This window comes from Micromonospora sp. M42 (assembly GCF_000568915.1).
GTDB lineage: Bacteria > Actinomycetota > Actinomycetes > Mycobacteriales > Micromonosporaceae > Micromonospora > Micromonospora chalcea.
Map to the genome: position 1 here is coordinate 3677941 of NZ_KK037233.1, position 21770 is coordinate 3699710.

A 21770-nucleotide genomic window follows, 5' to 3' on the forward strand; every position below is an offset into this window, starting at 1 on the left:
CTGAACTTCCGTGTGTTGACCCACTCCAGCGCCAAGTGTGCGATTATCGCACCATGGCTGATGGTTGGGTCTGGCCCCTCGTCGGTGAGCAGGTACGGCGAGCCCGGTTGTCGCTGGGGATCTCGCAGCAGGATCTCGCGGCGATGGTGGGGCTGGACCGCACAATGCTGGCCAAGGTTGAGGCTGGCAGCCGCCGTTTGGACGGCATGGAGCTGGCTCGGCTTTCCAGGGCACTAAGAGTGTCGATGGAGTACTTGATTCAGCCGCCGCCGGCGGTGTTGTCCCGACGAGCGGCCCCGTTGACCGAGGAAACGGACACTCAGGCAGCACGATCGTCGGAACGCCTCGAAATCGCCATGGTTGAGTGGCTGCGCAACGTCCAGCAGTTGCTGGATCTTGGCGTATTGCTTACCCGTCCGCTGCTTCGCTACCCGCACTCAGTGGAATCCGAGGATGATGCGCGTCAGACAGCCCGGTGGCTGCGACAGCGGTTCGGGCTCGGCGATGCACCGATCGGCAGCATCATGGACGTCTGTGAGCGCGCAGGTCAGTGGGTACTGGTCACCGACCTTCCAGGCGACGGAGCATCGCTCGTCGAGGGCGACATCGCGGTTGCTGTCGTAAGCACTACGGGCGACCCTGGCCGCCGTCGGGCTACCGCTGCACACGAGTTGGGGCATCTCATCATTGGTGATGAGTATTCTGCCGACCTCGGCGTGAGTGCCTCGCGTGCAGAACGGGAGGCGGTGATTGATGCCTTCGCCGCAGAACTGCTGCTGCCCGTGCAAGCGATTGCCGCAGCCGGAGCCCCCGGGACGGTGAGCCGGGACCAGATCGTGAGCTATGCGGCTCGATACCGTACCTCTTGGTTGCTTGCGTTGCGGCAGGCTGAGCAGGCAGGGACCATCGACGCAGAGACGCGTAGATCCTGGAGCCAGGTTCGGCCCACGCATGTGGAGTTCATGGAGGCATTGGGCTGGGCGCCGCAGCCCGACCTTGTGTCGGTGCGGGTACCGCCCGCCTACGCACAGGCCGTGATGGACGCGTGGCGGAACAGGCGCATCACCCGGGCGAGGGCTCTGGAGTTGATGCATGGCCACATCGCCGACGAGGATCTGCCGCAGGAGGACGACCTGGAGATCGCGCCGTGAGCCTGTCGGCGCAAGCCAACCCCGTCCTTGTACTCGACACGATGGTTCTCAGCCACTTCACTCTCGCTGACCGGCTGGACGTCTTGCAGGACCTGCTGCTCGATGCCGATTGTTGGACGACTCAGGTGGTTCGGGAGGAGTTGCGGGCGGGATCTGCGGATCATCGTGAACTGGCCGTCGCTTGCGAGGCGGATTGGCTGACCACTGCCCAGTTAGACACCCTCGATGAGGTGCGGTGCTTCACCAAATGGGCCGCGCGGCTCGGCTCGGGTGAGCGCGACCTTGGGGAGGCGTCCGTCCTCGCTGCCGCCGAACTGCGGGATGGGGTGGCCATCACGGACGACAGGAACGCGACGCAGGTCGCCCGCGCCCACGGCGCCCGGGTGCACGGCACCATCTGGCTTCTCGCGGGGGCCTGCCGGGACGGCAACAAACCCTTACGGCTGCGGGGAACCTCATTGAGGCACTCAGCGCAACCGATGCTCGTCTGCCCTGCTCGGGAGCTGAGTTTCCCGCCTTCGCCCGTAAGCACAACCTCCTATAGTCACTACTGAAAGCTTCTTGACCTAACGGGAGGGTAGCGACGCGCGCGACGCGGCGGCTTCGGACTCCTTGTAGAACAACGTCCTGAACCGCCGATCATGGGCCACCCGCCAACAACTACGGATCGCGATCGTGACCTGGATCGAACGGACCTATCACCGCCGCCGACGCCAGCGGCCGCTGTCCGGGTTGACCCCGTTGAATTCGAGGCCATCATGCACCCACCGGCCAGTCAGGCCGCGTGACTACACCTGTCACCTGCCGGTGCAGACCCACAACGCTGCTGAGCATTACCTCTAGCGGGGAGGACCCGCGCCGGCGGGGCTAGGCTCGGGGGATGCGTTCCGCTCAGCAGATCCTCGCCGACTCCGCCGTGATCGCCGTCGTGGGCGCCTCCCGCGATTTGGGCAAGGCCGCGCACCGCGTACCGCTGGAGATGCAGCGGCACGGCTGGCGGATCATCCCGGTCAACCCGACTGTGGACGAGTTGTTCGGCGAGAAGGCGTATCCGACGCTGGCCGACATCCCGCACCCGGTCGACCTGGTCGACGTGTTCCGCCCGGCGCGGGACGCGGTCGACGTGGTCCGGCAGGCGGTGGCGATCGGCGCCCCGGCGGTGTGGTTGCAGCTCGGCATCTTCTCGGACGAGGCGCGCCGGATCGCCGAGGAGGCGGGCCTCGACTACGTCGAGGACAGGTGCCTCATCGTGGAGCGGGCCGCCGCCGGACTGACCCGTACCTCCGGCCCGACGGCCGACTGACGGCGCGGCACGCGGCGCGTACCCTTCCGGGCATGTCCGGTCCCGGCCCGATGGCTGCGGCGGTGCCCGACCGCGACGGGTTGTGGTCCCGCCGGTTGTTCGCGCTCCTGGCCGGTACGGCGGTGGCCGCGGTGAGCGGCCGGGTTCTCCTCGCGCTGGATCCGTCGCACCTCGACGCGGCTCGTGGCGTGGTGTGGCTGGTGATGCTGGGGCACCTGGCGCAGCGGTACTGGCGGCCACGGCGGACCGGCCGGCTGATCTGGCGGCCCCGGGTGGCCGGGCCGCACGGCGCCGAACCGGGGCTGGTCGCCCGGCGGTCGGCGGCGGGATGGCTGGGGCTGACCGCGGACGTGACAGCGGGTGTCGTGGTGGCCCTCGGCGGTTTCTCGGTCCTGACCGAGCGCTGGCCGCAGGTCGAGGCGGGGCGACCGCCGGTGCTGACCGCGGTGGCTCTCGGCCTGGGCTGGGTGGTCTACGCGGAGACGCGGTTCACCGGCCGGCTGGCGTTGACCGGCGGCGGGCTCCGGTACGGCGGGGACTGGTACCCGTGGTCGGAGATCCGGGGCGTCCGGCGCTCCGGCGAGCGCGCCGGCGGTGTGCACCTCCGGCTGGAACCGGAGCGGCTGCCCCGGACGGTGGTCGGCGGACGCGACCTGGCCGTGCCGGACGAACGGCTCATCGCCGCGATCGAGGCGTTCCGGACCACGCCGGAGGCGCTGGCGGTGGGGTTGCCGGTGACACCCCCGGAGCCGGCCCCCGGCGTGGCGGAACGCTGAACGCTACTGCTTGTACTGCTTGAGCAGGCCGCGCGAGATGATCGTCTTCTGGATCTCCGAGGTGCCCTCGCCGATCAGCAGGAACGGCGCCTCGCGCATCAGGCGCTCGATCTCGTACTCCTTGGAGTAGCCGTAGCCGCCGTGGATCCGGAACGCCTCCTGGACCACCTCGGCGCAGTACTCGGAGGCGAGCAGCTTGGCCATGCCGGCCTCGACGTCGTTGCGCTGGCCGGCGTCCTTGAGCCGGGCCGCGTTGACCATGAGCGCGTGCGCGGCCTCGATCTTCGTACCCATCTCGGCGAGCTTGAACGCGACGGCCTGGTGCCGGGCGAGCGGCTGGCCGAAGGTGTGGCGCTGCTGGGCGTACGCGACGGCCAGCTCGAACGCCCGGATCGAGATGCCGCAGGCGCGGGCCGCGACGTTGACCCGGCCGACCTCGATGCCGTCCATCATCTGGTAGAAGCCGCGGCCGACCTTCTCCTCGCCGCCGAGCACGGCGGAGGCGGGCACGGTGACGCCGTCGAGCACCATCTCGGTGGTCTCGACGCCCTTGTAGCCCATCTTGTCGATCTTGCCGGGGATGGTGAGGCCGGGCGCGGTCTCACCGAAGCCGGGCTCCTTCTCCAGCAGGAAGGTGCTCATGTTGCCGTAGACCGAGTCGGCCCCGGTGTCGGTCTTGACCAGGGTGGCCACCACCGACGAGTACGCGCCGTTGGTCAGCCACATCTTCTGGCCGTTGAGGACGTAGTTGTCGCCGTCGCGGACGGCCTTCGACTTGATCGCCGAGACGTCCGAGCCGCACTCGGGCTCGGACATCGAGAACGCGCCGCGCACCTCGCCGGTGGCCATCCGGGGCAGCAGCCGGGCCTTCTGGTCGGCGGAGCCGTGCTGCGAGATCAGGTACGCCACGATGAAGTGCGTGTTGACGATGCCGGAGATCGACATCCAGCCCCGGGACAGCTCCTCGACCACGAGCGCGTAGGTCAGCAGGGACTCGCCCAGCCCGCCGTACTCCTCGTCGATGGTGAGGCCGAACAGCCCCATCTCGCGCATGCCGTCGAGGATGTCGCTCGGGTACTCGTCGGCGTGCTCCAGCCGCTGCGCGTGCGGAATGATCTCTTTGTCGGCGAACTCCCGGACAGTTTCCAGGATCGACCGCTGCACGTCGGTCAGTCCGGGCGTCTGGGCGAGTCGGGCCATCTCAGCCTCCGGGGTCGTCGGCGCATTACTCAGGGGTAACTGAACGCTCGGTCAGTATCGGCCCCGGGACCGGCGCAGCCAAGGTGACCAGTCCCTACAACCGCTGTGAAAAGGTTCACCGCTACGGGTAGCGTCCGCAAGAGAGAGGGCCCGTTCACCTGGGGAAAAGGGGCGCGCGTGACTGACGAGCAGCCACCCTCACCGTACGAGCCGCCGCCGCACGGCCAGCCGTACGGGCAGCCGCAGTACGGCCAGCAGCATCCGCAGTGGGGCCAGCAGCCCCCGTACGCCCCGCAGCCGCCCTACGGCCAGTACGGCCCACCCGGGCCGGGGCCACGCCCCGGCGGCACGAACGTGCTCGCCATCCTGTCACTGGTCTTCGCGTTCGTCTTCGCGCCCGCCGGCATCGTCTGCGGCCACCTGGCGAAGCGGCAGATCCGGCAGACCGGCGAGGACGGCGACCAGCTCGCCACCTGGGGACTGATCCTCAGCTACATCTTCACCGCGATCGGCCTGGTGGCCTGCTGCGGCTGGATCGGGCTGGCGATCTGGGCCAACTCCGACAACGGCACCTACTGAGGCTCAGCGGAACTGCGCCTCCCGGACGCTGTTGCCACCGTCGACCACGAGCATCTGCCCCGTGATGTACGACGCGGCCGGCGAGCAGAGGAACGCGATCGCGGCGGCCACCTCGTCCGGCGTGCCGGGACGCCCGACCGGCGTACCCAGGCCCTGCTTGATCTCGGCCATGGTGGACGCCGCGGTGTGGATGATGCCCGGCGCCACCGCGTTCACAGTCACCCCGTCGGCGATCATCTCCATCGCCAGCGCCCGGGTCAGCCCGACCACGCCGGCCTTGGCCGCCGCGTAGGCCGCCTCGGTGGGCAGCGCGTTGACCGGCCCGGCGGTGGCGGCCAGGTTGACGATCCGGCCCCAGCCCCGTTCGGCCATGCCACCGATGAACGCCCGGCTGCACAGGAACGCGGTGGTCAGGTTCCTGTCGATCTCGCCGCGCCACTCGTCGTACGTCAGCTGGGCCACCGGCCGCAGCACCTCCGGGCTGGCCCGGCTGGCCAGGCCCGCGTTGTTCACCAGCACCTCGACGTCGCCGAGCTGCTCGGCCACCGCGTCGGCGAGCGCGCCCACCTCCGACTCGTCGGTGAGGTCGGCGACGAAGCCGGTGACGCCCAGCTCGCCCGCGCGCTCGTGGATGCGCCGGGTGGTGGAGACGATCGCGACCCGGGCGCCCAGGTCGGACAGCCGGCGCGCGGTCGCGTACCCGATGCCGTCGGCGCTGCCCGCGCCGGTGACCAGCGCGACCCGGCCGTCCAGCCGCATGGTGGCCGGTTCCGGCAGCGGCGCCGGCCGTTCGGAGTCGGCGGCGCCGACCGGCTCGCCGCCACGCGGGCGCCGCACCGACCCCGGCCGGCTCATGTCCCGTCGCGACCGACCCCCACGCGCGTCAAGTGCCATGCCGAGGATCCTGCCCGGTACCGACCCGCCGGGCAACGCGCGCCCGGAAAGAGGGTGCTCCGTGTCGCGAGCCGGTGGCTACCCTGAGCCGACCACGTACCTGGAGATGATCAGATGAGCTATCCCCCACCGCCCGGTGGTTGGCAGGACCCCTCGGCGGCCGGGCCGCACTCGGCGCCGCCGGCCGACCCGATCATGCCCGCGATCCCGAACCAGCCGGGCCCGGCCGACCCGTACGCGCCGGTCGCCGATCCCTACGCGCCGGTCGCCGACCCGTACGCGGGCGCGAAGTCCCCGTACGCCCCACCCGGCGGCGACCCGTACGCCGCCGCGATGCCCGGCTACCCGCCCCCGGGCACCTACCCGCCGCCGGGGGCCTATCCCGGCTACGCGATGCCGCCGGCCCGCACCAACACGATGGCCATCGTGGCGCTGGTCCTGTCGCTCGTCGGCTTCGCCTCGTGCATCACCGCGCCGATCGGCGCCATCATGGGCCACGTCGCGCGCAAGCAGATCCGGGAGACCGGTGAGCAGGGCGAGGGCATGGCCACGGCGGCCATCATCGTGGGCTGGATCCTGACCGCTCTGCTGGTCGCCGGCATCATCTTCTACATCGTGATGATCGTGATCGCGATCGGCGCGTCCAGCGCCAGCAGCAGCTACTGACGCCACCGGGCCGCCCCCGGGCGCGGGGGCGGCCCGACGCGCGATCAGGCCGAGGGCGGCGTGAACGAGGACGTACGGGACATGCCGGCGGCGCGGCCCTTGGCGGCGATCACCAGGGCCATCTTGCGGGACGCCTCGTCGATCATCTCGTCGCCGAGCATCACCGCGCCGAGCTTCCCGCCCGCCTCCGAGGTGTAGTAGTCGTAGGCGTCGAGGATCAGCTCGGCGTGGTCGTAGTCGGCCTGCGCCGGCGAGTAGACCTCGTTCGCCGCGTCGATCTGGCCGGGGTGCAGCACCCACTTGCCGTCGAAGCCCAGCGCCGCCGAGCGCTTCGCCACCTCGCGGAACGCGTCCACGTCGCGGATCTGCAGGAACGGGCCGTCGATGGCCTGCTTGTCGTGCATCCGCGCGGCCATCAGGATGCGCATCAGGATGTAGTGGTACGGGTCGCCCGGGTAGTCCGGGATCAGCGCGCCGACCACCAGGGACTTCATGTTGATCGAGGCCATGAAGTCGGCCGGGCCGAAGATGATCGTCTCGACCCGGGGCGAGGCGCCGGCGATGGCGTCCACGTTCACCAGCCCGGCCGCGTTCTCGATCTGCGCCTCGATGCCGATCCGGCCCACCTCCAGGCCGAGCGTCTTCTCGATCTGGGTGAGGAGCAGGTCCAGCCAGTGCACCTGCTCGGCGTTCTGCACCTTCGGCAGCATGATGCAGTCCAGGTTCGCCCCGGCGCCCTCGACCACCTCGATGACGTCCCGGTAGGTCCACGGCGTGGTCAGGTCGTTCACCCGGACCACGCGGGTCTTGCCCGCCCAGTCGCCCTCGTTCAGCGTCGCCACGATGTTCTTGCGCGCGTCCGGCTTGGCCAGCGGGGCGACCGCGTCCTCCAGGTCCAGGAAGACCTGGTCGGCGGGAAGGCCCTGGGCCTTGCCGAGCATCTTGACGCTGGAGCCGGGCACCGCCAGGCAGGATCGGCGGGGACGACCGACAGCGGTCATGGGTGCGCTCCTTCCAGCGTCCGGCGCAGGCGCCGGCGCAGCGGTGGATTTCGAGAACTTAACGATCCCAAAGGGCGTGGTGACGCCACGGTAACCTCGTGCCGTGACCGGGGTGAATGGACCTGTGGAAGATCTCACTGAGCGTCGGATCGTGGTGCTGACCGGGGCGAGCTCCGGCATCGGCCTGGCCGCCGCGGAGGAGCTGGCGCGCCGCGGTGACCAGGTGGTGCTGGTCGGCCGGGACCCGGCCCGGCTGCGCGCCGCGGGCGAGCGGGTCCGCGAGTGCTGCGGCGAGCAGCCGGAGCTGTTCCGCGCCGACTTCGCGGTGCTCGACGACGTACGCGGGCTCGCCGAACGCCTGCGCGAGCGCTACGACCGGATCGACGTGCTCGCCAACAACGCCGGCGCGATCGTGCTGGAGCCGATCACCACGGTCGACGGTTTCGAGCTGAGCATGCAGGCCAACCACCTCGCCCCGTTCCTGCTCAGCAACCTGCTGCGAGACCGGATCGGGCGGATGGTGGTCACCGGCTCGGACGCGCACCGCAGCGGCGTGCTCGACCCCGACGACCTCAACTCCGCGCTGCGCTCGTACCGGCCGTTCCGCGCGTACGGCACCAGCAAGCAGGCGAACATCCTGTTCACCGCCGAGGCGGCCCGGCGCTGGCCGGAGGTGCCCGCGCACGTGTTCCACCCGGGCGTGGTGCGGACCCGCTTCGGCAACGAGAGCCGGATCGTGGCGCTCGGCATGCGGCTGCTGCCGTTCCGCAGCCCGGAGAAGGGTGCCGAGACGCTGGTCTGGCTCGCTTGCCAGGATCCGTCCCGGCTGACGAACGGCGGCTATTACGCCGACCGCAAGCCGCACCGGCCCCGGCCCAAGGCGGCCGACCCGGCGCTGGCCGCGCGGCTCTGGACGGCCAGCGCGAAGGCCGTCGGCGTCGACGCCTGAGCGGGTCACCACGACCGCCGGTCCGCTGGGACACTCGACGCCATGACGACGGGAAACGAGGTCCTGCTGGTCGCGCTGGTCGACCTGAGCGCCGACGCGGACGCCGGGCGGCGGTACGAGGACGCGGTGCTGGCGCTGCTCGGCCGGCACGGCGGCGAGTTGCAACGGCGGCTGCGTACCGGCGACGGGGAGACCGAGGTGCACGTGATCCGGTTCGCCGCCCGCGCCGGGCTGGACGCGTTCCTGGTCGACCCGGACCGCGTCGCGCTGCGCGCCGAGCTGGGCGACGCCGCGCCCGCCACCCGCGTGCTTGAGGTACGCGACGTCTGAGCTGCGCCTTCTCCCTCACTTCATCACGCGGGGACGCCGAGAACAAGACTTGATCTTGGGGTTGGCCAGGCGCAGTGTCGGGGCATGGACTTCGATCCTCTGGCCACCGCCCGCCGCGCACTCTGGATCGGCGGCGCGCAGTGGGCCGGCAAGACGACACTCGCGGTCACGTTGGCACTGCGGTACGGGCTGACCGCGTACCTCTACGACCGCCACGACGCGCGAGGGCACGACGACCGGCGGATCGCCGACCGGATCCGACGGGGTGAGCCGCCGGACGGCCCGGACGCGGAGGCGACCTGGGTGACGACGAACCCGGAGCGGATGGCAGCCGAGACCCTCGCCGGATTTCCGCGCCGCTTCGAGTGGGTGCTCGACGACCTGAGCGCGCTGGTGAGCGGTCGCCGGGTGGTCGCCGAGGGCTGGGGGCTGCGGCCCGAACTGGTTGCCCCGATCGTCGAGTCGACAGGGCAGATGGTGGTGCTGGTGCCGACGCCGGAGTTCCGCGCGTACCAGGTGGAACGGCTGCCGCGGGCGATGGCCCGGCATCCCGGCGTGAGCGACCCGGAGCGGGCGTGGCGTCATCGGATCGCGCGCGACGAGCTGGTCGCCGCCGACGCGGTCGCCGGCGCCCGGGCGCTCGGGGTACGCGTGATCGAGGTGGACCTCGACCGGGACGCCGAGGCGGTCGCAGCGCTGGTCGCCGACCACTTCGCCGGATACCTCTGAGCGTCACCGCGACACGTGCACCGGGACGCTCGTCACCACCACGCCGGGCAGCGCCCGCAGCGCGGTCCGCAGCCGCTGCTCGGCGCGGCTGTGCAGCAGCCGGTACCGACGTCGGCGCAGCACCACCTCCGGCACGATCACGGTGAGCGTCAGGTCCGGGCTCGCGGCGTGCAGCGCCTCCAGGTAGTGCGCCAGCGGGCCGATCACCGACCGGTACGGCGACACGATCGTCTCCAGCTTCAGGTGGTCGCCCCAGGCCCGCCACTGGTCCCGGAACCGGTCCGCCTCGTCCTGCGCCGGAGCGAGGTGCACGGCGAGCGTCGGCCGCCCGAGCGAGGTCGCGTACGCCAGCGCGCGCAGCGACGCCCGGTTCAGCCGGGCCACCGGCACCACCACCAGGTGGCGTACCTGCTGGGGCAGCTCGTCGCACTCGGCGGGCGGCGCGGACGGCGGCGAGTGCAGCGCCAGCGCGCGGTGCAGCCGGTCGTAGTGCCCGTGGATCCGGCGGAACAGCAGCACCAGCAGCGGCACCGCGAGCACCACCACCCAGGCGCCCTCGGCGAACTTGGCTACCGCCGCGGTCAGCAGCACCAGGCCGGACAGCGTCGCGCCGACCGCGTTGACCGCTAGCCGGCGACGCCAGCCCGGCCCCCGGCGGCGCCGCCAGTGCACCACCATGCCGGTCTGGGACAGCGTGAAGGCGAGGAAGACGCCCACCGCGTAGAGCGGGATCAGCCGCTCGGTGTGCCCGCCGAACGCGACGAACACCACCGCCGCGGTCAGCGCCAGCGCCACCAGCCCGTTGCTGAACGCCAGCCGGTCGCCCATGTGCAGGAACCGGCGCGGCGCGTGCCCGTCCCGGGCCATGAAGAACAGCAGCCGGGGAAAGTCGTTGAACGCCGTGTTCGCCGCGAGCAGCAGGATCAGCGCGGTCGTGGCCTGCAGGATCGCGTACCCGGGACCGCTGGGGAACGTGACCCGGCCGAGCTGGGACAGCAGCGTCTCGTCCGCGCGGGGCGCCAGACCGTCGAGGTGGATCAGCCCGATCAGGCCGGCGAACAGCGTCACCAGCATGGCGACCATCCAGCCCAGCGTGGTGCGGGCGTTGCGCCACTCCGTCGGGCGGAACGCGGGCACCGCGTTCGAGACCGCCTCGATGCCGGTCATCGACACCGCCCCGGAGGAGAACGCCCGCAGCACCAGCAGCAGGCCCAGCCCCTCGGCCGCGGGCGCCGAGGGCGGCGGCAGCGGCGCGAAACCCCGCGAGGCGGCCTTCGCGTACCCGACCGCCAGCACCACGAGCAGCACCACCACGAACGCGTACGTGGGCAGCACGAAGATGTTCCCGGCGGTGCGTACGCCGCGCAGGTTGCCGGCGAGCAGCACGGCGATCACCAGCACCCCGAGCGGCACGGTCCACCGGCCGAGGCCGGGCAGCGCCGAGGTGACCGCGTGCACCCCGGCCGCGATCGACACCGACACGGTCAGCACGTAGTCGAGCATCAGCCCGGCCGCGGCGGCGAGTCCCGGCGTACGCCCGAGGTTGTCCCCCGCGACGATGTACGAGCCGGCGCCGTGCGGATAGGCCGGGATGGTCTGCCGGTAGGACAGGCCGACCGCGACCATCAGCACCACCAGCACGGCGGCCAGCGGCAGGGCCAGCCCGAGCGCGGCGCTCCCGGCCAGCACCAGCACCGCGAGCATCGCCTCCGGCCCGTACGCGACGGAGCTGAGCAGATCCGAGGAGAGCACAGGCAGCGCGACCAGCTTGCGCATCCGCTCGTAGAGCACCGACGCGCTGGACAACGGCGGACCGATCAGGGTCCGGCGGACCCGGGCGACCGACCGGCCGGCCCGGTTGCCGGGCAGGTCCGCCGCGCCGGTGGCGACCAGTTCCCCCGGCTGCGCCACGGTGAACATGTCGATCGGCGCCAGCCGGCCGAAGCGGGTGGGCGCCGGATGGTGGTCGTGCCGGCCCAGCGTCGGGTCGACCGGCAGGTCGTCGGCGCGGCGCGGGCCGCGCCACCGCTCGCCGATCCGGCCGAGCGCCGCCCGTTCCTCGTCGCCGAGCGGCGGGAACTCGGCCGAGGGCGTGACGACCGTGCCCGCCTGCGCCGCGTCGTCCCGCTCCGCCCCCACCCTGAGCACTTTCGTGCAAACGGGACCATCCAGGGGCCGGAACGGCGCGACTTCGCCCCGACCGGCTCAGTCGGGCGCGTCGCCGGGTCGCCGCGCCCGCTCCGCGTCGCCCAGCGGGTCCGGGTCGGCGGGCGCCGCGACCGGCGTGGCACGGCGACCGGCCCGCGCCCCGCCGAGCACCACCACCGCCACGCCGGCCAGCAGCAACGCCAGGCCGGGCAGGGCCAGCGGCCGGGGCAGCTGGCCCAGCCACACCCAGCCGATCACTGCAGCGCCGGGCGCCTCCAGCAGGATCAGCACGCTCACAGTGGTCGCGGAGACCCGGTGCAGGGCGTAGTTGAACATCGAGTGGCCGAGCAGTTGGGCGCCGGCCACCAGTCCGAGGATCGCCAGCCAGGTCGTGCCCTCGAAGCCGTGCAGGCGTACCCCTCCGACCAGGCACACCACCAGCAGGACCAGCGCGCACACGCCGTAGCAGACGGTGGTGTAGGTGGTGGTGCTGATGCTGGCCCGGGCCCGCTCACCGAAGGCGGTGTAGACGGCCGCGAACAGGCCGCCGACCACCGCGAGCAGGTCACCGGCGAACGCCCGGCCCGAGACGCCGAAGTCCGCGCCGGTGGCGAGCGCCGCGCCGAGCACGGCCACCGCGATGCCGGCCCACACCGCCGCCGGCAGCCGCCGCCCCTGCCAGCGGGCGATCAGGCCCTGCCAGACCGGCTGCGTCGCGCCGAGCGCGGTGGCGGCCGCGACCGAGGTGAGCTGCGCGCTCGGCATCCAGGTGGCGAAGTGGGCGGCCAGCGCGACCCCGGCGAGTACGCAGTAGAGGCCCTCACGCCGGCCCGGCCCGACCGTCAGGGCGCGCAGCTCGGCCCGTCGACGGGTCAGCGCCACCGGCCCGAGGACCGCAGCCGACAACGCGGTACGCCAGAACGCGACAGCGAGCGCCGAGGCGGCGGCGAACGCCACGAGCGGTGCCGAGGACGACACCGAGGCGACAGCCAGGGCGAGCGCGCCCACCGTCAACACGTCGAGCGACGGGCGATGCGGAACGGTCGGCACGAGCGGTAATCCTCACACGAACACCCGACCGACACGGAAAGTCAGCACTCCGTTACGATCATGCGTCCCGGCGATCTCCCCCCTCGACGTCCGGAGGCGTTCCCTCATGCCCAGATTCCAGGCCGTGCTGTTCGATTTCTTCGGCACCCTGACCCACGGCGCGCGGCGTGGAGCCGCCCACATCGCCACCGCCGAACTGCTCGGCTGCTCCCCCGAGGCCCTGATGGAGGTGCTGGACAGCAGCTTCTACGAACGGGCCAGCGGCTCCTTCGGTAACGCCGAGTCCACCATGCGCCGGGTGTGCGCCCGGCTCGGCGTCCACCCGTCCGACGCGGCGGTACGCGCCGCCGTCGCCTCCCGGCACCTTGCCGTACGCGCCGACACCCGGCTGCGCGCCGAGGCGGTCCCGGTGCTGGCCGCGCTGCGTCGCCGGGGCGTCGGCACCGGGCTGGTCAGCGACTGCACGCACGAGCTGCCGGCGTTCCTGCCGCAGCTCCCGGTCGCGCCGCTGCTCGACGCCCAGATCTTCTCGGTACGCCTCGGGCGCTGCAAACCGGACCCGGAGCTCTACCTCGCCGCGTGTTACCGGCTCGGCCAGGCGCCGGCCGACTGCCTCTACGTCGGCGACGGCGACAGCCAGGAACTGACCGGCGCGGAACGGGCCGGGCTGAGCGCGGTCCGGCTGGCCGCGCCGGATCTGGCCGGCCATGTGGTCCTCAACGCCGACCACGGCTTCGACGGGCCGTCGCTGACCTCGCTGACGGACGTGCTCGGCCTGCTCGACCCGGTCCCCGTCGCCTGACCGGGCCCGTCGGACGCGGGGCGTCAGACGTGGCCGGGTCGGATCGGGCGGCCGCCTGACGCCCCGGCGGTTCGCGGTCAGCGGCGGCGGACGCGGTGCAGGCGGAACGGCTTGCGGACGGCCCGCACCACGGGGGCCGGCCGGGGCTGCTCACTCAGCGAGCTGTCCGGCAGGTCGGCGCCGGTCACGACGGCGCCGACGGGCGCGAGCCGGTTGAGCGCGCATCCCTGCGCCACCCATCGCTCCACCAGCTCGACGGCAGCCCCTGAGGCGTTGAGCCGCTTCGCCGCGACCAGCGGCGCGGCCGTGTCCCACTCCTCGGTGCCGGGTCGCAGCCGGGTCACCCGCGCCGACCAGGTGACGATCCGTCCGCCGTGGTCGCCGCGCAACGTGACCTCGGCGGTCTCGCTGTCGGCCAGCCCGGGGGCGGCCTGCTCACCGGGGCCGGTGACCACCAGCAGCGTGCCGTCCAGCGGGAGGCACCACAGCGCGTACGCCGGGCCGCCGCCACTGCTCACCCAGCAGACAGCGGCCTTCTTCACCGCCTCGTCCACCAGCGGAGGAGTCACCCGCTCGTCCACCTCGTCACTCACCCCGCCATCCTCCCCCATTCCGGCCCGTCCCTCCCGCCCCGGCCGGTTGACCAAGGAGTTCGTGTCCTCCAGAGGCCCGTTCGCCGACACGAACTCCTTGATCAACAAGGTGGGATGGGGGTGGGGTGGGGTGGGGTCAGCCGATGAACGGGGGGACGGTGATCTCGCCTCGGGCCACCGGCATCACCTGGCCGGAGACGGTCGCTCCCAGCGCCAGCCCGCCGGAGGCGGTCACCGTGCAGGTCAGCGTGGAGGGGCGGTGGATCTCGATGCCCTGCCGAACGGTGTACTCCGCGCGCCCCTCGCCGGGCAGCAGCCCGCTCGCGACCAGCCACACGCCCAGCCCGAGAGCGGCCGAGCCGGTCGCCGGGTCCTCGGGCACGCCGAGCCCCGGCACGAAGACCCGGGCGTGCGCGGTTTGCGAATCGGCGTCCCAGGAGAAGAGGCTGACGTGCTCAACGCCGTACCGCTCCGCCGCCGTCGTGTTCAACCGTGCCCGGGCCACCGCGTCCGGGCGTACCGGAAGGTAGGGGAACTCCAGGCCGCACCCGGCGACGCGCGGCGGCGGGCCGACGTGGTCGGGGCCGGTGAGGCCGACCATCTCCAGCAGCGGTTCCGGGTCGAGTTCCGGGCCGAGCGTGGGCGTGCCGCCGGTGAGCGTCGCGCCGGTGGCAGTCACCTCGATCGGCAGGACGCCGGCGCCGCACTCCTGGGTGACCCGGCCCGCGCCGAAGACGCCACGCCGGCTCGCGGTCACCGCGGCGCCGACGCTCGGGTGCCCGGCGAAGGGCAGTTCGTCGGCGGGGGTGAAGATCCGCGCCCGGTAGGTGGCGCCGACCTGTGTCGGCGGGAGCACGAAGACCGTCTCGGACAGGTTGAACTCCAGCGCGAGCGCCTGCATCTGCTCGGTGGCCAGCCCTTCCGCGCCGAACACCACAGCCAGCGGGTTGCCGGCGAAGGGGCGGTCGGTGAAGACGTCCACGATCTCGTAGCCCAAGGTCGACATGCTGTTAGAGAGTAGGCCCTTAGGCTGGTGCCCGTGAGCACGCCGAACCGGGTCTACCTCGCTCGACTCGCCGGAGTCGCCGTTTTCGACCCGAACGGCGATCAGGTCGGCCGCGTCCGGGACGCGGTGGCGCGGATGCGCGCGACCCAGCGACCGCCGGAGGTGGTCGGCCTGGTCGCGGAGATGCCGATGCGACGGCGCATCTTCCTGTCCATCAACCGGATCACCTCCATCGATCCCGACGGGGTGGTGCTCGGCAGCGGCACGCTCAACCTGCGCCGGTTCGAGAAGCGCCCGAACGAGCTGCTGGTGCTCCAGGAACTGCTCGACCGCCGGGTCCAGGTCGAGGGCGGCCGGGCCGGCTCCGTGGTGGACGTGGCCATGGAGTGCAGCCGCGGCGGCGAGTGGACGCTGAGCCGGGTCGCCGTGCGCGAGCACACCGGCCGGCTCACCCGGCGCGGCCACCTCCACCAGGTCGAGTGGGACCGGGTGCACGGCCTCGGCGCGGTCGGCGACAACCGGGGTACGGCGAACCTGCTCGCCGTCCTGGAGGACATGCGCCCCGCCGACCTCGCCAACGCCCTCCAGGACCTGCCCGACGCCCGGCGCAACGAGGTGGCCGCAGCGCTCGACGACGAGCGCCTGGCCGATGTGCTCAGCGAGCTGCCCGAGCACGACCAGGTGGAGATCCTGGCCGCGCTGGACCGCCAGCGCGCCGCCGACGTGCTGGAGGAGATGGAGCCGGACGACGCCGCCGACCTGCTCAACGAGCTGCCCCCGCCGGAGCAGGACGTGCTGCTCGACCTGATGGAGCCGGACGAGGCCGACCCGGTACGCCAGTTGCTGCGCTACGCCTCCGGCACCGCCGGCAGCGTGATGACCTCGGAACCGGTGATCCTGCCGCCGGACGCCACGGTGGCCGAGGCGCTGGCCCGGATCCGGGAGCCGCAGCTCTCGCCCGCGGTGGCCGCCCAGGTCTTCGTGACCCGCGCCCCACTGACCACGCCCACCGGCCGCTACCTGGGTATGGTGCACTTCCAGCGGTTGCTCCGGGAACCTCCGGCCGATCTGCTCGGCGGCATCGTGGTCAACGACATCGACCCGCTGCGGACGTCGACCCCGCTGCCCGAGATCACCCGCCGGATGGCGACGTACGACATGGTGAGCATGCCGGTGGTGGACCGGAACAACCGCCTGGTCGGCGCGGTGACAGTGGACGACGTGCTCGACCACTCCCTGCCGCGGGACTGGCGGGACCGGGACGCGGTATCCCCCTCGTCCGCCACCGACGACGGCCCCCTGGACGGCGACGATGAGTGATCAGCGACGGGGCGACCGGCTGGACCAGCCGCGCACCCCACGGAACCTGCGCCTGCGCCGAGTCGACGCGGAGACGTTCGGCCGCTGGGCCGAGGGCATCGCCCGGGGCATGGGCACGGCGAACTTCCTCGTCTACATGACGCTGATCCTGGTGGCCTGGTTCCTGTGGAACACGCTGGCCCCGGCGAACCTGCGCTTCGACCCGTACACCTTCACGTTCTTGACCTTGGTCCTGTCCCTGCAGGCGTCCTACGCGGCGCCGTTGATCCTGCTCGCGCAGAACCGGCAGGCGGACCGGGACCGGATCGCGCTGGACGAGGACCGGCGGCGGGCCACGCTGCAGAAGGCCGACACGGAGTACCTGGCGCGGGAGATCGCCGCGCTGCGGATCGCGATGGGTGACGTGGCGACCCGGGACTTCCTCCGCTCGGAGCTGACCCGGCTGGGCGAGGAACTGGACGAGGCGGCCGAGCGGCGGCGCAAGCTGGAGCGACGGCAGCAGGAGCGGGAGGCCCGCCGGACGGCCGGCGCCGATCGGCTGGACGAGCCCCGGGACGAGCTGGACGGCGACTTCGCGCGGGACGGTCGCTACGAGGGCTGACCGGCCATCGAATCGCTCACACCGCCCCCGCCAGCGGCGGGGGCCGATGACCCGCGACGTAGCATTGCGGGCATGTCAGCACCCGTCAGCACCGTCTCCGACGCGATCCAGGCCGCCCTGGCCACCGTCAACGACCCGGAGATCCGCCGGCCGATCACCGAACTCGGCATGGTCCAGTCCGCCGAGCGGGACGACGACGGCGTGGTCCGGGTGGAGCTGCTGCTCACCGTGGCCGGCTGCCCGCTGAAGGACAAGCTGCGCAGCGACATCACCGCCGCCGTGGGCGCGGTGCCCGGCGTGAGCGGCGTGGAGATCGTCTTCGGGGTGATGAGCCCGGAGCAGCGCCAGGAGCTGCAGTCGAAGCTGCGCGGCGGTGGCGCCACTGCCGAGCCGGTGATCCCGTTCGCCCAGCCCGGCTCGCGGACCCGCGTCTACGCGGTGGCCAGCGGCAAGGGCGGTGTCGGCAAGTCGAGCGTGACCGTCAACCTGGCCGCCGCGCTGGCGTCGCGGGGCCTGTCGGTGGGTGTGGTGGACGCGGACATCTACGGCCACTCGGTGCCCCGGATGCTCGGCGCCGACGGCGCGCCGACCCGCGTCGAAGACATGATCATGCCGCCGCAGTCGCACGGCGTGAAGGTCATCTCGATCGGCATGTTCACCCCCGGCAACGCCGCCGTGGTCTGGCGCGGGCCGATGCTGCACCGGGCGCTCCAGCAGTTCCTCGCCGACGTCTACTGGGGCGACCTGGACGTCCTCCTGCTCGACCTGCCACCGGGCACCGGCGACATCGCGATCTCGGTGGCCCAGTTGCTGCCGAACGCGGAGATCCTGGTGGTCACCACGCCGCAGGCGGCCGCCGCGGAGGTGGCCGAGCGGGCCGGCGCGATCGCGTTGCAGACCAACCAGCGGGTGGTCGGCGTCATCGAGAACATGTCGTGGCTGGAGATGCCGGACGGCTCCCGGATGGAGGTCTTCGGGGCCGGTGGCGGCGCGGCGGTGGCCGAGTCGCTGACCCGGACCATCGGAGCGCAGGTGCCGGTGCTGGGGCAGATCCCGCTGGACACCCGGGTACGCGAGGGCGGCGACGCCGGTCAGCCGATCGTGCTGGCGCAGCCGGACGCTCCCGCCGCGAAGGCCCTGTTCCAGGTCGCCGACCGCCTGGCCGTACGTCGCGAGTCCCTGCTCGGCAAGCCCCTGGGCCTGAAGCCCGCCGGCCGCTAGCTCCCACCGCTCCCCAACCGCCCCTTCCCGCCGCACGCGAGAGGGGGCGGTCCCTTTTCCGGCTCAGGTGGCGTCGTCGTAGGACGGGCGGGGGGCCGGCGGGGTGGGGGTGCTGGTCGCGACGCTGGGGGTACGCAGGTCGGCGGCCTTCGCGACGTCCTTCAGCTCGTCGTGCACGCCGGTGACGTCCGAGCGCAGGTTGTCGTACATGCTCTGCAGCGGCTTGCGGATCGCCTGCTCGTCGTCCTCGCTGAGCAGGTGCTTGCGGATGAACGCCTTGGGGTGCAGGTCCTCCAGCTGGATGTCCGTACCCAGCTCGCGGCTCAGGTCGCCGGTGGCGTTGCGCGCCATGCTGCGCAGGTTGCGGACCATCCGGAGACCGTCGTTGATGACGTTGGGCAGCCGGTCCCCGAAGATCAACAGCGCCAGGAGCAGCAGGACGCCGATCTCCCACCAGTTCAGGTTCTCGAACACCGCGGCCTCCTCGTCCGTGTCCACGGCAAGACTACGCACGTCAGGTGACCATCCGGGAGGGGGTGACCGGTGCTCACTTCGCGTCGGCGGCGAGCGTCACCGAGGCGTTCTGCCGCGCCGACCCCCGCCGGTACTCGACAGTCACCACCGACCCGGGCGCGTACTTGCGCACCAGCGCCACCAGATCGGTCGGGTCGGTCATCGGATGGCCGTCCAGCCGCAGCACCACGTCCCCGGTGCGCAGCCCGGCGGCCGCCGCCGGACCGGCCGGCTCGACCGCGTTGAGGCGTACCCCGCCGCCGGTGGCGCCGGTGCCGCCGACCTGGGCGCCGATCACCGTACGCCGGGCCTTGCCGGTGCCGATGATGTCCTCGGTGATCCGCTTCGCCTGGTTGATCGGGATGGCGAAGGCGAGACCGATGTTGCCGGCCTCCTGCCCGTCGGCCACCAGTGACTTGATCGTCGAGTTCACCCCGACCACCCGGCCGGCGCCGTCCACGAGCGGGCCGCCGGAGTTGCCGTGGTTGACCGCGGCGTCGGTCTGGATCGCCGCGTAGTAGCGGGTCGGCCCGCCCGGCTCGCCGGCCTGCATCGTCCGGTCCAGCGCGCTCACGATGCCGGCGGTGACGGTGTTGGCGAGCGACAGCGGCGAGCCGATCGCGAGCACCGGGTCACCGACAGCGAGCGCGTCGGAGTCGCCGAACTGCACCGGCGTCAGCCCGGAGCGGGAGACCTTGATCACTGCGATGTCCGACTCCGGGTCCTGCCCCACCACGGTGCCGGCGGCGGTGCTGCCGTCGTTGAACACGACCGTCGCCTTTCCGGGGCCGTCGGCGACCACGTGGTCGTTCGTGACGATGTGCCCCTCGGCGCTGACCACGAAGCCGGAGCCCTCACTGGTGCCGCCGAGACTGACCACCCGGATGGTGACCACGCTGGGCAGGACCCGCTCGGCGACGCCCGCGAGCGACTCGGGCTTGCGCTGGGCCAGCGCCGGGGCCTGCCCCGACTGCGCGCCGAGCGTCGGCACGTCACCTCCGCGCAGGAGGGCGTACGTCAGGGCGCTGCCCAGGGAACCGGCCAGCAACGCGGTGACCAGGGAAATCAGCACCATCTGGCGCAGTCCCGGCCGGGTCGGCAGGTCCGGATCGGTGACCGGCTCCGGCTCACCCGCGCCCGGTGTCGGTGCCGCCGGAACGACCACGGCGGCCGGCGCGTACGGGTCCCGCCACGGGTCGGCGAGCGCGTCCGACCACCACGGCGACGTCGCCTGACCCGGGGCGTCCTGCGCGGGTCGTCCCGGCGCCGGTCCACCCGGTGCCGGTGATCCGCCGGGCCGGCGCCAGTCCCAGCCGTCGGTCACGTCGGTGCCTCCCACTCCGTCCCCCTCGCCCCGCGCCGGAGACCGGCGGAGCCGGACGACCGTGACGCGCGGGACGCATCCAGGATTACACGGATGACGCGAATGGAGTCAGGGGTTGCCCTCCGTGACCGCTTCACAGCGGACTCGCGGCTGCGCGGGTACCGGCCCGCCTCTACGCTCACAGTGCATACCGCCCCTCGCACCAGTCCGCCCCCGGAGGTGTCCCATCGCCACGGTCGCCGGTCACGGCAGTTCGACGGCCCAGGCGCTTCACTTCGCCGAGTCGTACGTCACCGAGGACCTCGTGCTGCGCACGGCCCGCGCCCTCGCCCACGAGGTGGGCCTGGAGGCGGTCACGCCCGGGTCGGGAGCCGCCCTGCGGCTGCTCGCCGCCGCCGGCAACGCCCGGGCGGTGGTGGAGATCGGCACCGGCACCGGGGTGAGCGGCATCTGGCTGCTGCGCGGCATGCGCCCGGACGGGGTGCTCACCACGATCGACGTCGAGGTGGAGTACCAGCGCATCGCCCGGCGGCTGTTCCAGGAGGCGGGTTTCCCGTCGGGGCGTACCCGGATCATCACCGGCCGGGCCCTCGACGTGCTGCCCCGCCTCGCGGACGGCGCCTACGACCTGGTCTTCGTGGACGCGGCGGCCACCGGCTTCGCCGCGTACGTGGACGCGGCGCTGCGGCTGCTGCGCCCCGGCGGGGTGCTCGCGCTCAACGGCGCGCTCGCGGCCGGCCGGGTCGGCGATCCGGCCGCGCGGGACGTCGAGACGGTCACCGTGCGGGAGGCCATCAAGGCGATCCGCGAGTCGGAGAACTGGGTGCCCGCGCTGCTGCCGGTCGGCCACGGCCTGCTCGCCGCCGTGAAGAGCTGAATCATGCCCCGGCACGCCTGATTCAGCCCAGCGTCGCCAGCCAGCGCAGCAACCCGCGTACGCCCCAGCCGGTGGCGCCCTTGACCAGTTCGCCGTGCGTGTCGTCGGACCACGACGGCGCGGACATGTCCAGGTGCGCCCACCGGTCCCGCAGGTCACCGGTGAACTCCCGCAGGTACAGCGCGGCCACCACCGAGCCGGCGCCCTGCGCCGGTGAGCTGTGCAGGTCGGCGACGTCGCTGGCCAGGTGTTCGACGTAGTCGTCGGCGAGCGGCATCCGCCAGGCCCGCTCACCGGCCGCGGTGATCGCGTCGAGCAGGTCGCCGGCCAGGGCGTCGTTCTCGCTGTAGAGCGCCGCGTGCCGCTTGCCGAGGGCCACCGCGTTCGCGCCGGTCAGCGTGGCCAGGTCGATCAGCAGGTCGGGCTTCAGCTCGCGGACCGCGTACGCCATCGCGTCGGCGAGGACCAGCCGGCCCTCCGCGTCGGAGTTGGTGCTCTCGCTGGTCAGCCCGCCGTAGTGCCGGATCACGTCGCCGGGGCGGAACGCCGACCCGCTGACCATGTTCTCGGCGAGCGGGGGCAGCGTGGTGACCCCGTTTACCGTGCAGCCCCCAGTTCGGCGGCGCCGAGCGTCGCGGCGATCACCGCGGCGGCGCCCGGTCATGTCCTTGCGCATGAGCTTCATGGCGGGCACCGGTTTGATCGAGATGCCCCGGTGTCGAACGTGATGCCCTTGC

The 21770-nt window shown here is 72.4% G+C and carries 24 protein-coding genes and 1 pseudogene; 15 read left to right on the forward strand and 10 right to left on the reverse strand.

The genetic code is table 11. The annotated features are described in order from the left end of the window. Positions 1-53 precede the first annotated feature (53 nt). The 5 genes and pseudogenes from MCBG_RS16690 (at position 54) to MCBG_RS16705 (ending at position 3230) form a co-directional block, all read left to right on the forward strand. Entirely contained in the window at positions 54-1151 is a 1098-nt protein-coding gene (locus MCBG_RS16690) for a helix-turn-helix domain-containing protein (RefSeq protein WP_043330670.1), read from the forward strand. Next, positions 1148-1705, forward strand: coding sequence for a hypothetical protein (locus MCBG_RS16695; protein WP_043326892.1), 558 nt, complete (start codon positions 1148-1150; stop codon positions 1703-1705). The genes MCBG_RS16690 and MCBG_RS16695 overlap by 4 nt, the downstream gene beginning before the upstream one ends. A 67-nt stretch (positions 1706-1772) precedes the next feature. Next, positions 1773-1895 (forward strand): annotated as a pseudogene (locus MCBG_RS31830) (IS3 family transposase); the annotation flags it as partial. 136 nt (positions 1896-2031) lie between these two features. Further along, on the forward strand, positions 2032-2454 hold the full coding sequence (locus MCBG_RS16700; RefSeq protein ID WP_043326894.1) for a CoA-binding protein: 423 nt from the start codon (positions 2032-2034) through the stop codon (positions 2452-2454). A 32-nt stretch (positions 2455-2486) separates the two neighbouring features. After that, positions 2487-3230 (forward strand): hypothetical protein, encoded by a 744-nt coding sequence (locus MCBG_RS16705; RefSeq protein ID WP_043326896.1) that lies wholly within the window; start codon positions 2487-2489, stop codon positions 3228-3230. 3 nt (positions 3231-3233) lie between these two features. Here MCBG_RS16705 and MCBG_RS16710 read toward each other — a convergent pair whose 3' ends face one another. Next, positions 3234-4430: an acyl-CoA dehydrogenase family protein gene (locus tag MCBG_RS16710; RefSeq protein WP_013283885.1), complete on the reverse strand. Its 1197-nt coding sequence runs from the start codon at positions 4428-4430 to the stop codon at positions 3234-3236. A 177-nt stretch (positions 4431-4607) separates the two neighbouring features. Here MCBG_RS16710 and MCBG_RS16715 point away from each other — a divergent pair, with 177 nt between their 5' ends. Then, entirely contained in the window at positions 4608-5009 is a 402-nt protein-coding gene (locus tag MCBG_RS16715) for a DUF4190 domain-containing protein (RefSeq protein ID WP_043326898.1), read from the forward strand. A 3-nt stretch (positions 5010-5012) separates the two neighbouring features. On the opposite strand, the gene MCBG_RS16720 is transcribed toward MCBG_RS16715, so the two are convergent. Further along, positions 5013-5903 (reverse strand): SDR family NAD(P)-dependent oxidoreductase, encoded by an 891-nt coding sequence (locus tag MCBG_RS16720; RefSeq protein ID WP_036342954.1) that lies wholly within the window; start codon positions 5901-5903, stop codon positions 5013-5015. A gap of 114 nt (positions 5904-6017) precedes the next feature. Here MCBG_RS16720 and MCBG_RS16725 point away from each other — a divergent pair, with 114 nt between their 5' ends. Beyond that, the gene (locus MCBG_RS16725; protein WP_043326901.1) at positions 6018-6569 is read left to right on the forward strand and encodes a DUF4190 domain-containing protein; all 552 of its coding nucleotides are present in this window, start codon (positions 6018-6020) and stop codon (positions 6567-6569) included. A 44-nt stretch (positions 6570-6613) separates the two neighbouring features. On the opposite strand, the gene MCBG_RS16730 is transcribed toward MCBG_RS16725, so the two are convergent. Beyond that, positions 6614-7570 carry an HpcH/HpaI aldolase/citrate lyase family protein gene (locus MCBG_RS16730; RefSeq protein ID WP_043326903.1) on the reverse strand — a complete coding sequence of 319 codons (957 nt, stop codon included), beginning with the start codon at positions 7568-7570 and terminating at the stop codon, positions 6614-6616. Between the two features lie 124 nt (positions 7571-7694). Between MCBG_RS16730 and MCBG_RS16735 the strand changes: the two genes are divergently transcribed. From MCBG_RS16735 to MCBG_RS34140, 3 genes are all read left to right on the forward strand, one after another. Beyond that, on the forward strand, positions 7695-8519 hold the full coding sequence (locus MCBG_RS16735; RefSeq protein ID WP_166455797.1) for an SDR family NAD(P)-dependent oxidoreductase: 825 nt from the start codon (positions 7695-7697) through the stop codon (positions 8517-8519). 42 nt (positions 8520-8561) lie between these two features. Next, entirely contained in the window at positions 8562-8849 is a 288-nt protein-coding gene (locus tag MCBG_RS16740) for a hypothetical protein (RefSeq protein ID WP_043326906.1), read from the forward strand. A gap of 84 nt (positions 8850-8933) precedes the next feature. Then, positions 8934-9578: a hypothetical protein gene (locus MCBG_RS34140; RefSeq protein WP_043326908.1), complete on the forward strand. Its 645-nt coding sequence runs from the start codon at positions 8934-8936 to the stop codon at positions 9576-9578. 3 nt (positions 9579-9581) lie between these two features. On the opposite strand, the gene MCBG_RS16750 is transcribed toward MCBG_RS34140, so the two are convergent. Together MCBG_RS16750 and MCBG_RS16755 are read right to left on the reverse strand one after the other, a co-directional pair. Further along, a complete protein-coding gene (locus MCBG_RS16750; RefSeq protein ID WP_223201249.1) occupies positions 9582-11717 on the reverse strand; it encodes an APC family permease in 2136 nt (711 codons plus the stop codon). Between the two features lie 66 nt (positions 11718-11783). Continuing rightward, positions 11784-12776, reverse strand: coding sequence for a DMT family transporter (locus MCBG_RS16755; protein WP_043326912.1), 993 nt, complete (start codon positions 12774-12776; stop codon positions 11784-11786). 106 nt (positions 12777-12882) lie between these two features. Here MCBG_RS16755 and MCBG_RS16760 point away from each other — a divergent pair, with 106 nt between their 5' ends. Next, complete coding sequence (locus MCBG_RS16760) at positions 12883-13578, forward strand: HAD family hydrolase (RefSeq protein ID WP_043326914.1); 696 nt, start codon at positions 12883-12885, stop codon at positions 13576-13578. Between the two features lie 77 nt (positions 13579-13655). Here the strand turns inward: MCBG_RS16760 and MCBG_RS16765 are convergent, their stop codons facing one another. Continuing rightward, positions 13656-14189, reverse strand: coding sequence for a hypothetical protein (locus tag MCBG_RS16765; protein ID WP_181373712.1), 534 nt, complete (start codon positions 14187-14189; stop codon positions 13656-13658). A 118-nt stretch (positions 14190-14307) separates the two neighbouring features. Further along, entirely contained in the window at positions 14308-15177 is an 870-nt protein-coding gene (locus MCBG_RS16770; RefSeq protein ID WP_043326917.1) for a PhzF family phenazine biosynthesis protein, read from the reverse strand. Between the two features lie 33 nt (positions 15178-15210). On the opposite strand from MCBG_RS16770, the gene MCBG_RS16775 reads away from it, so the two are divergent. The 3 genes from MCBG_RS16775 to MCBG_RS16785 all read left to right on the forward strand — a co-directional run bounded on the left by MCBG_RS16775 (position 15211) and on the right by MCBG_RS16785 (position 18319). Continuing rightward, positions 15211-16497: a magnesium transporter MgtE N-terminal domain-containing protein gene (locus tag MCBG_RS16775; protein ID WP_043330671.1), complete on the forward strand. Its 1287-nt coding sequence runs from the start codon at positions 15211-15213 to the stop codon at positions 16495-16497. Beyond that, complete coding sequence (locus tag MCBG_RS16780) at positions 16490-17098, forward strand: DUF1003 domain-containing protein (protein WP_043326919.1); 609 nt, start codon at positions 16490-16492, stop codon at positions 17096-17098. The genes MCBG_RS16775 and MCBG_RS16780 overlap by 8 nt, the downstream gene beginning before the upstream one ends. A gap of 72 nt (positions 17099-17170) precedes the next feature. Continuing rightward, entirely contained in the window at positions 17171-18319 is a 1149-nt protein-coding gene (locus MCBG_RS16785; protein ID WP_043326921.1) for an Mrp/NBP35 family ATP-binding protein, read from the forward strand. 63 nt (positions 18320-18382) lie between these two features. Here MCBG_RS16785 and MCBG_RS16790 read toward each other — a convergent pair whose 3' ends face one another. Beyond that, positions 18383-18793, reverse strand: coding sequence for a Sec-independent protein translocase family protein (locus MCBG_RS16790; RefSeq protein ID WP_043330672.1), 411 nt, complete (start codon positions 18791-18793; stop codon positions 18383-18385). A gap of 73 nt (positions 18794-18866) precedes the next feature. Then, positions 18867-20171, reverse strand: coding sequence for a S1C family serine protease (locus tag MCBG_RS16795; RefSeq protein WP_176722725.1), 1305 nt, complete (start codon positions 20169-20171; stop codon positions 18867-18869). A 211-nt stretch (positions 20172-20382) separates the two neighbouring features. Between MCBG_RS16795 and MCBG_RS16800 the strand changes: the two genes are divergently transcribed. Next, positions 20383-21033, forward strand: a complete 651-nt coding sequence (locus MCBG_RS16800) for an O-methyltransferase (RefSeq protein WP_255358665.1) — start codon at positions 20383-20385, stop codon at positions 21031-21033. A gap of 22 nt (positions 21034-21055) precedes the next feature. Here the strand turns inward: MCBG_RS16800 and MCBG_RS16805 are convergent. Further along, positions 21056-21770, reverse strand: a 715-nt coding sequence (locus tag MCBG_RS16805) for a leucyl aminopeptidase family protein (protein ID WP_198033302.1), incomplete at its 5' end; no start/stop codon positions are given.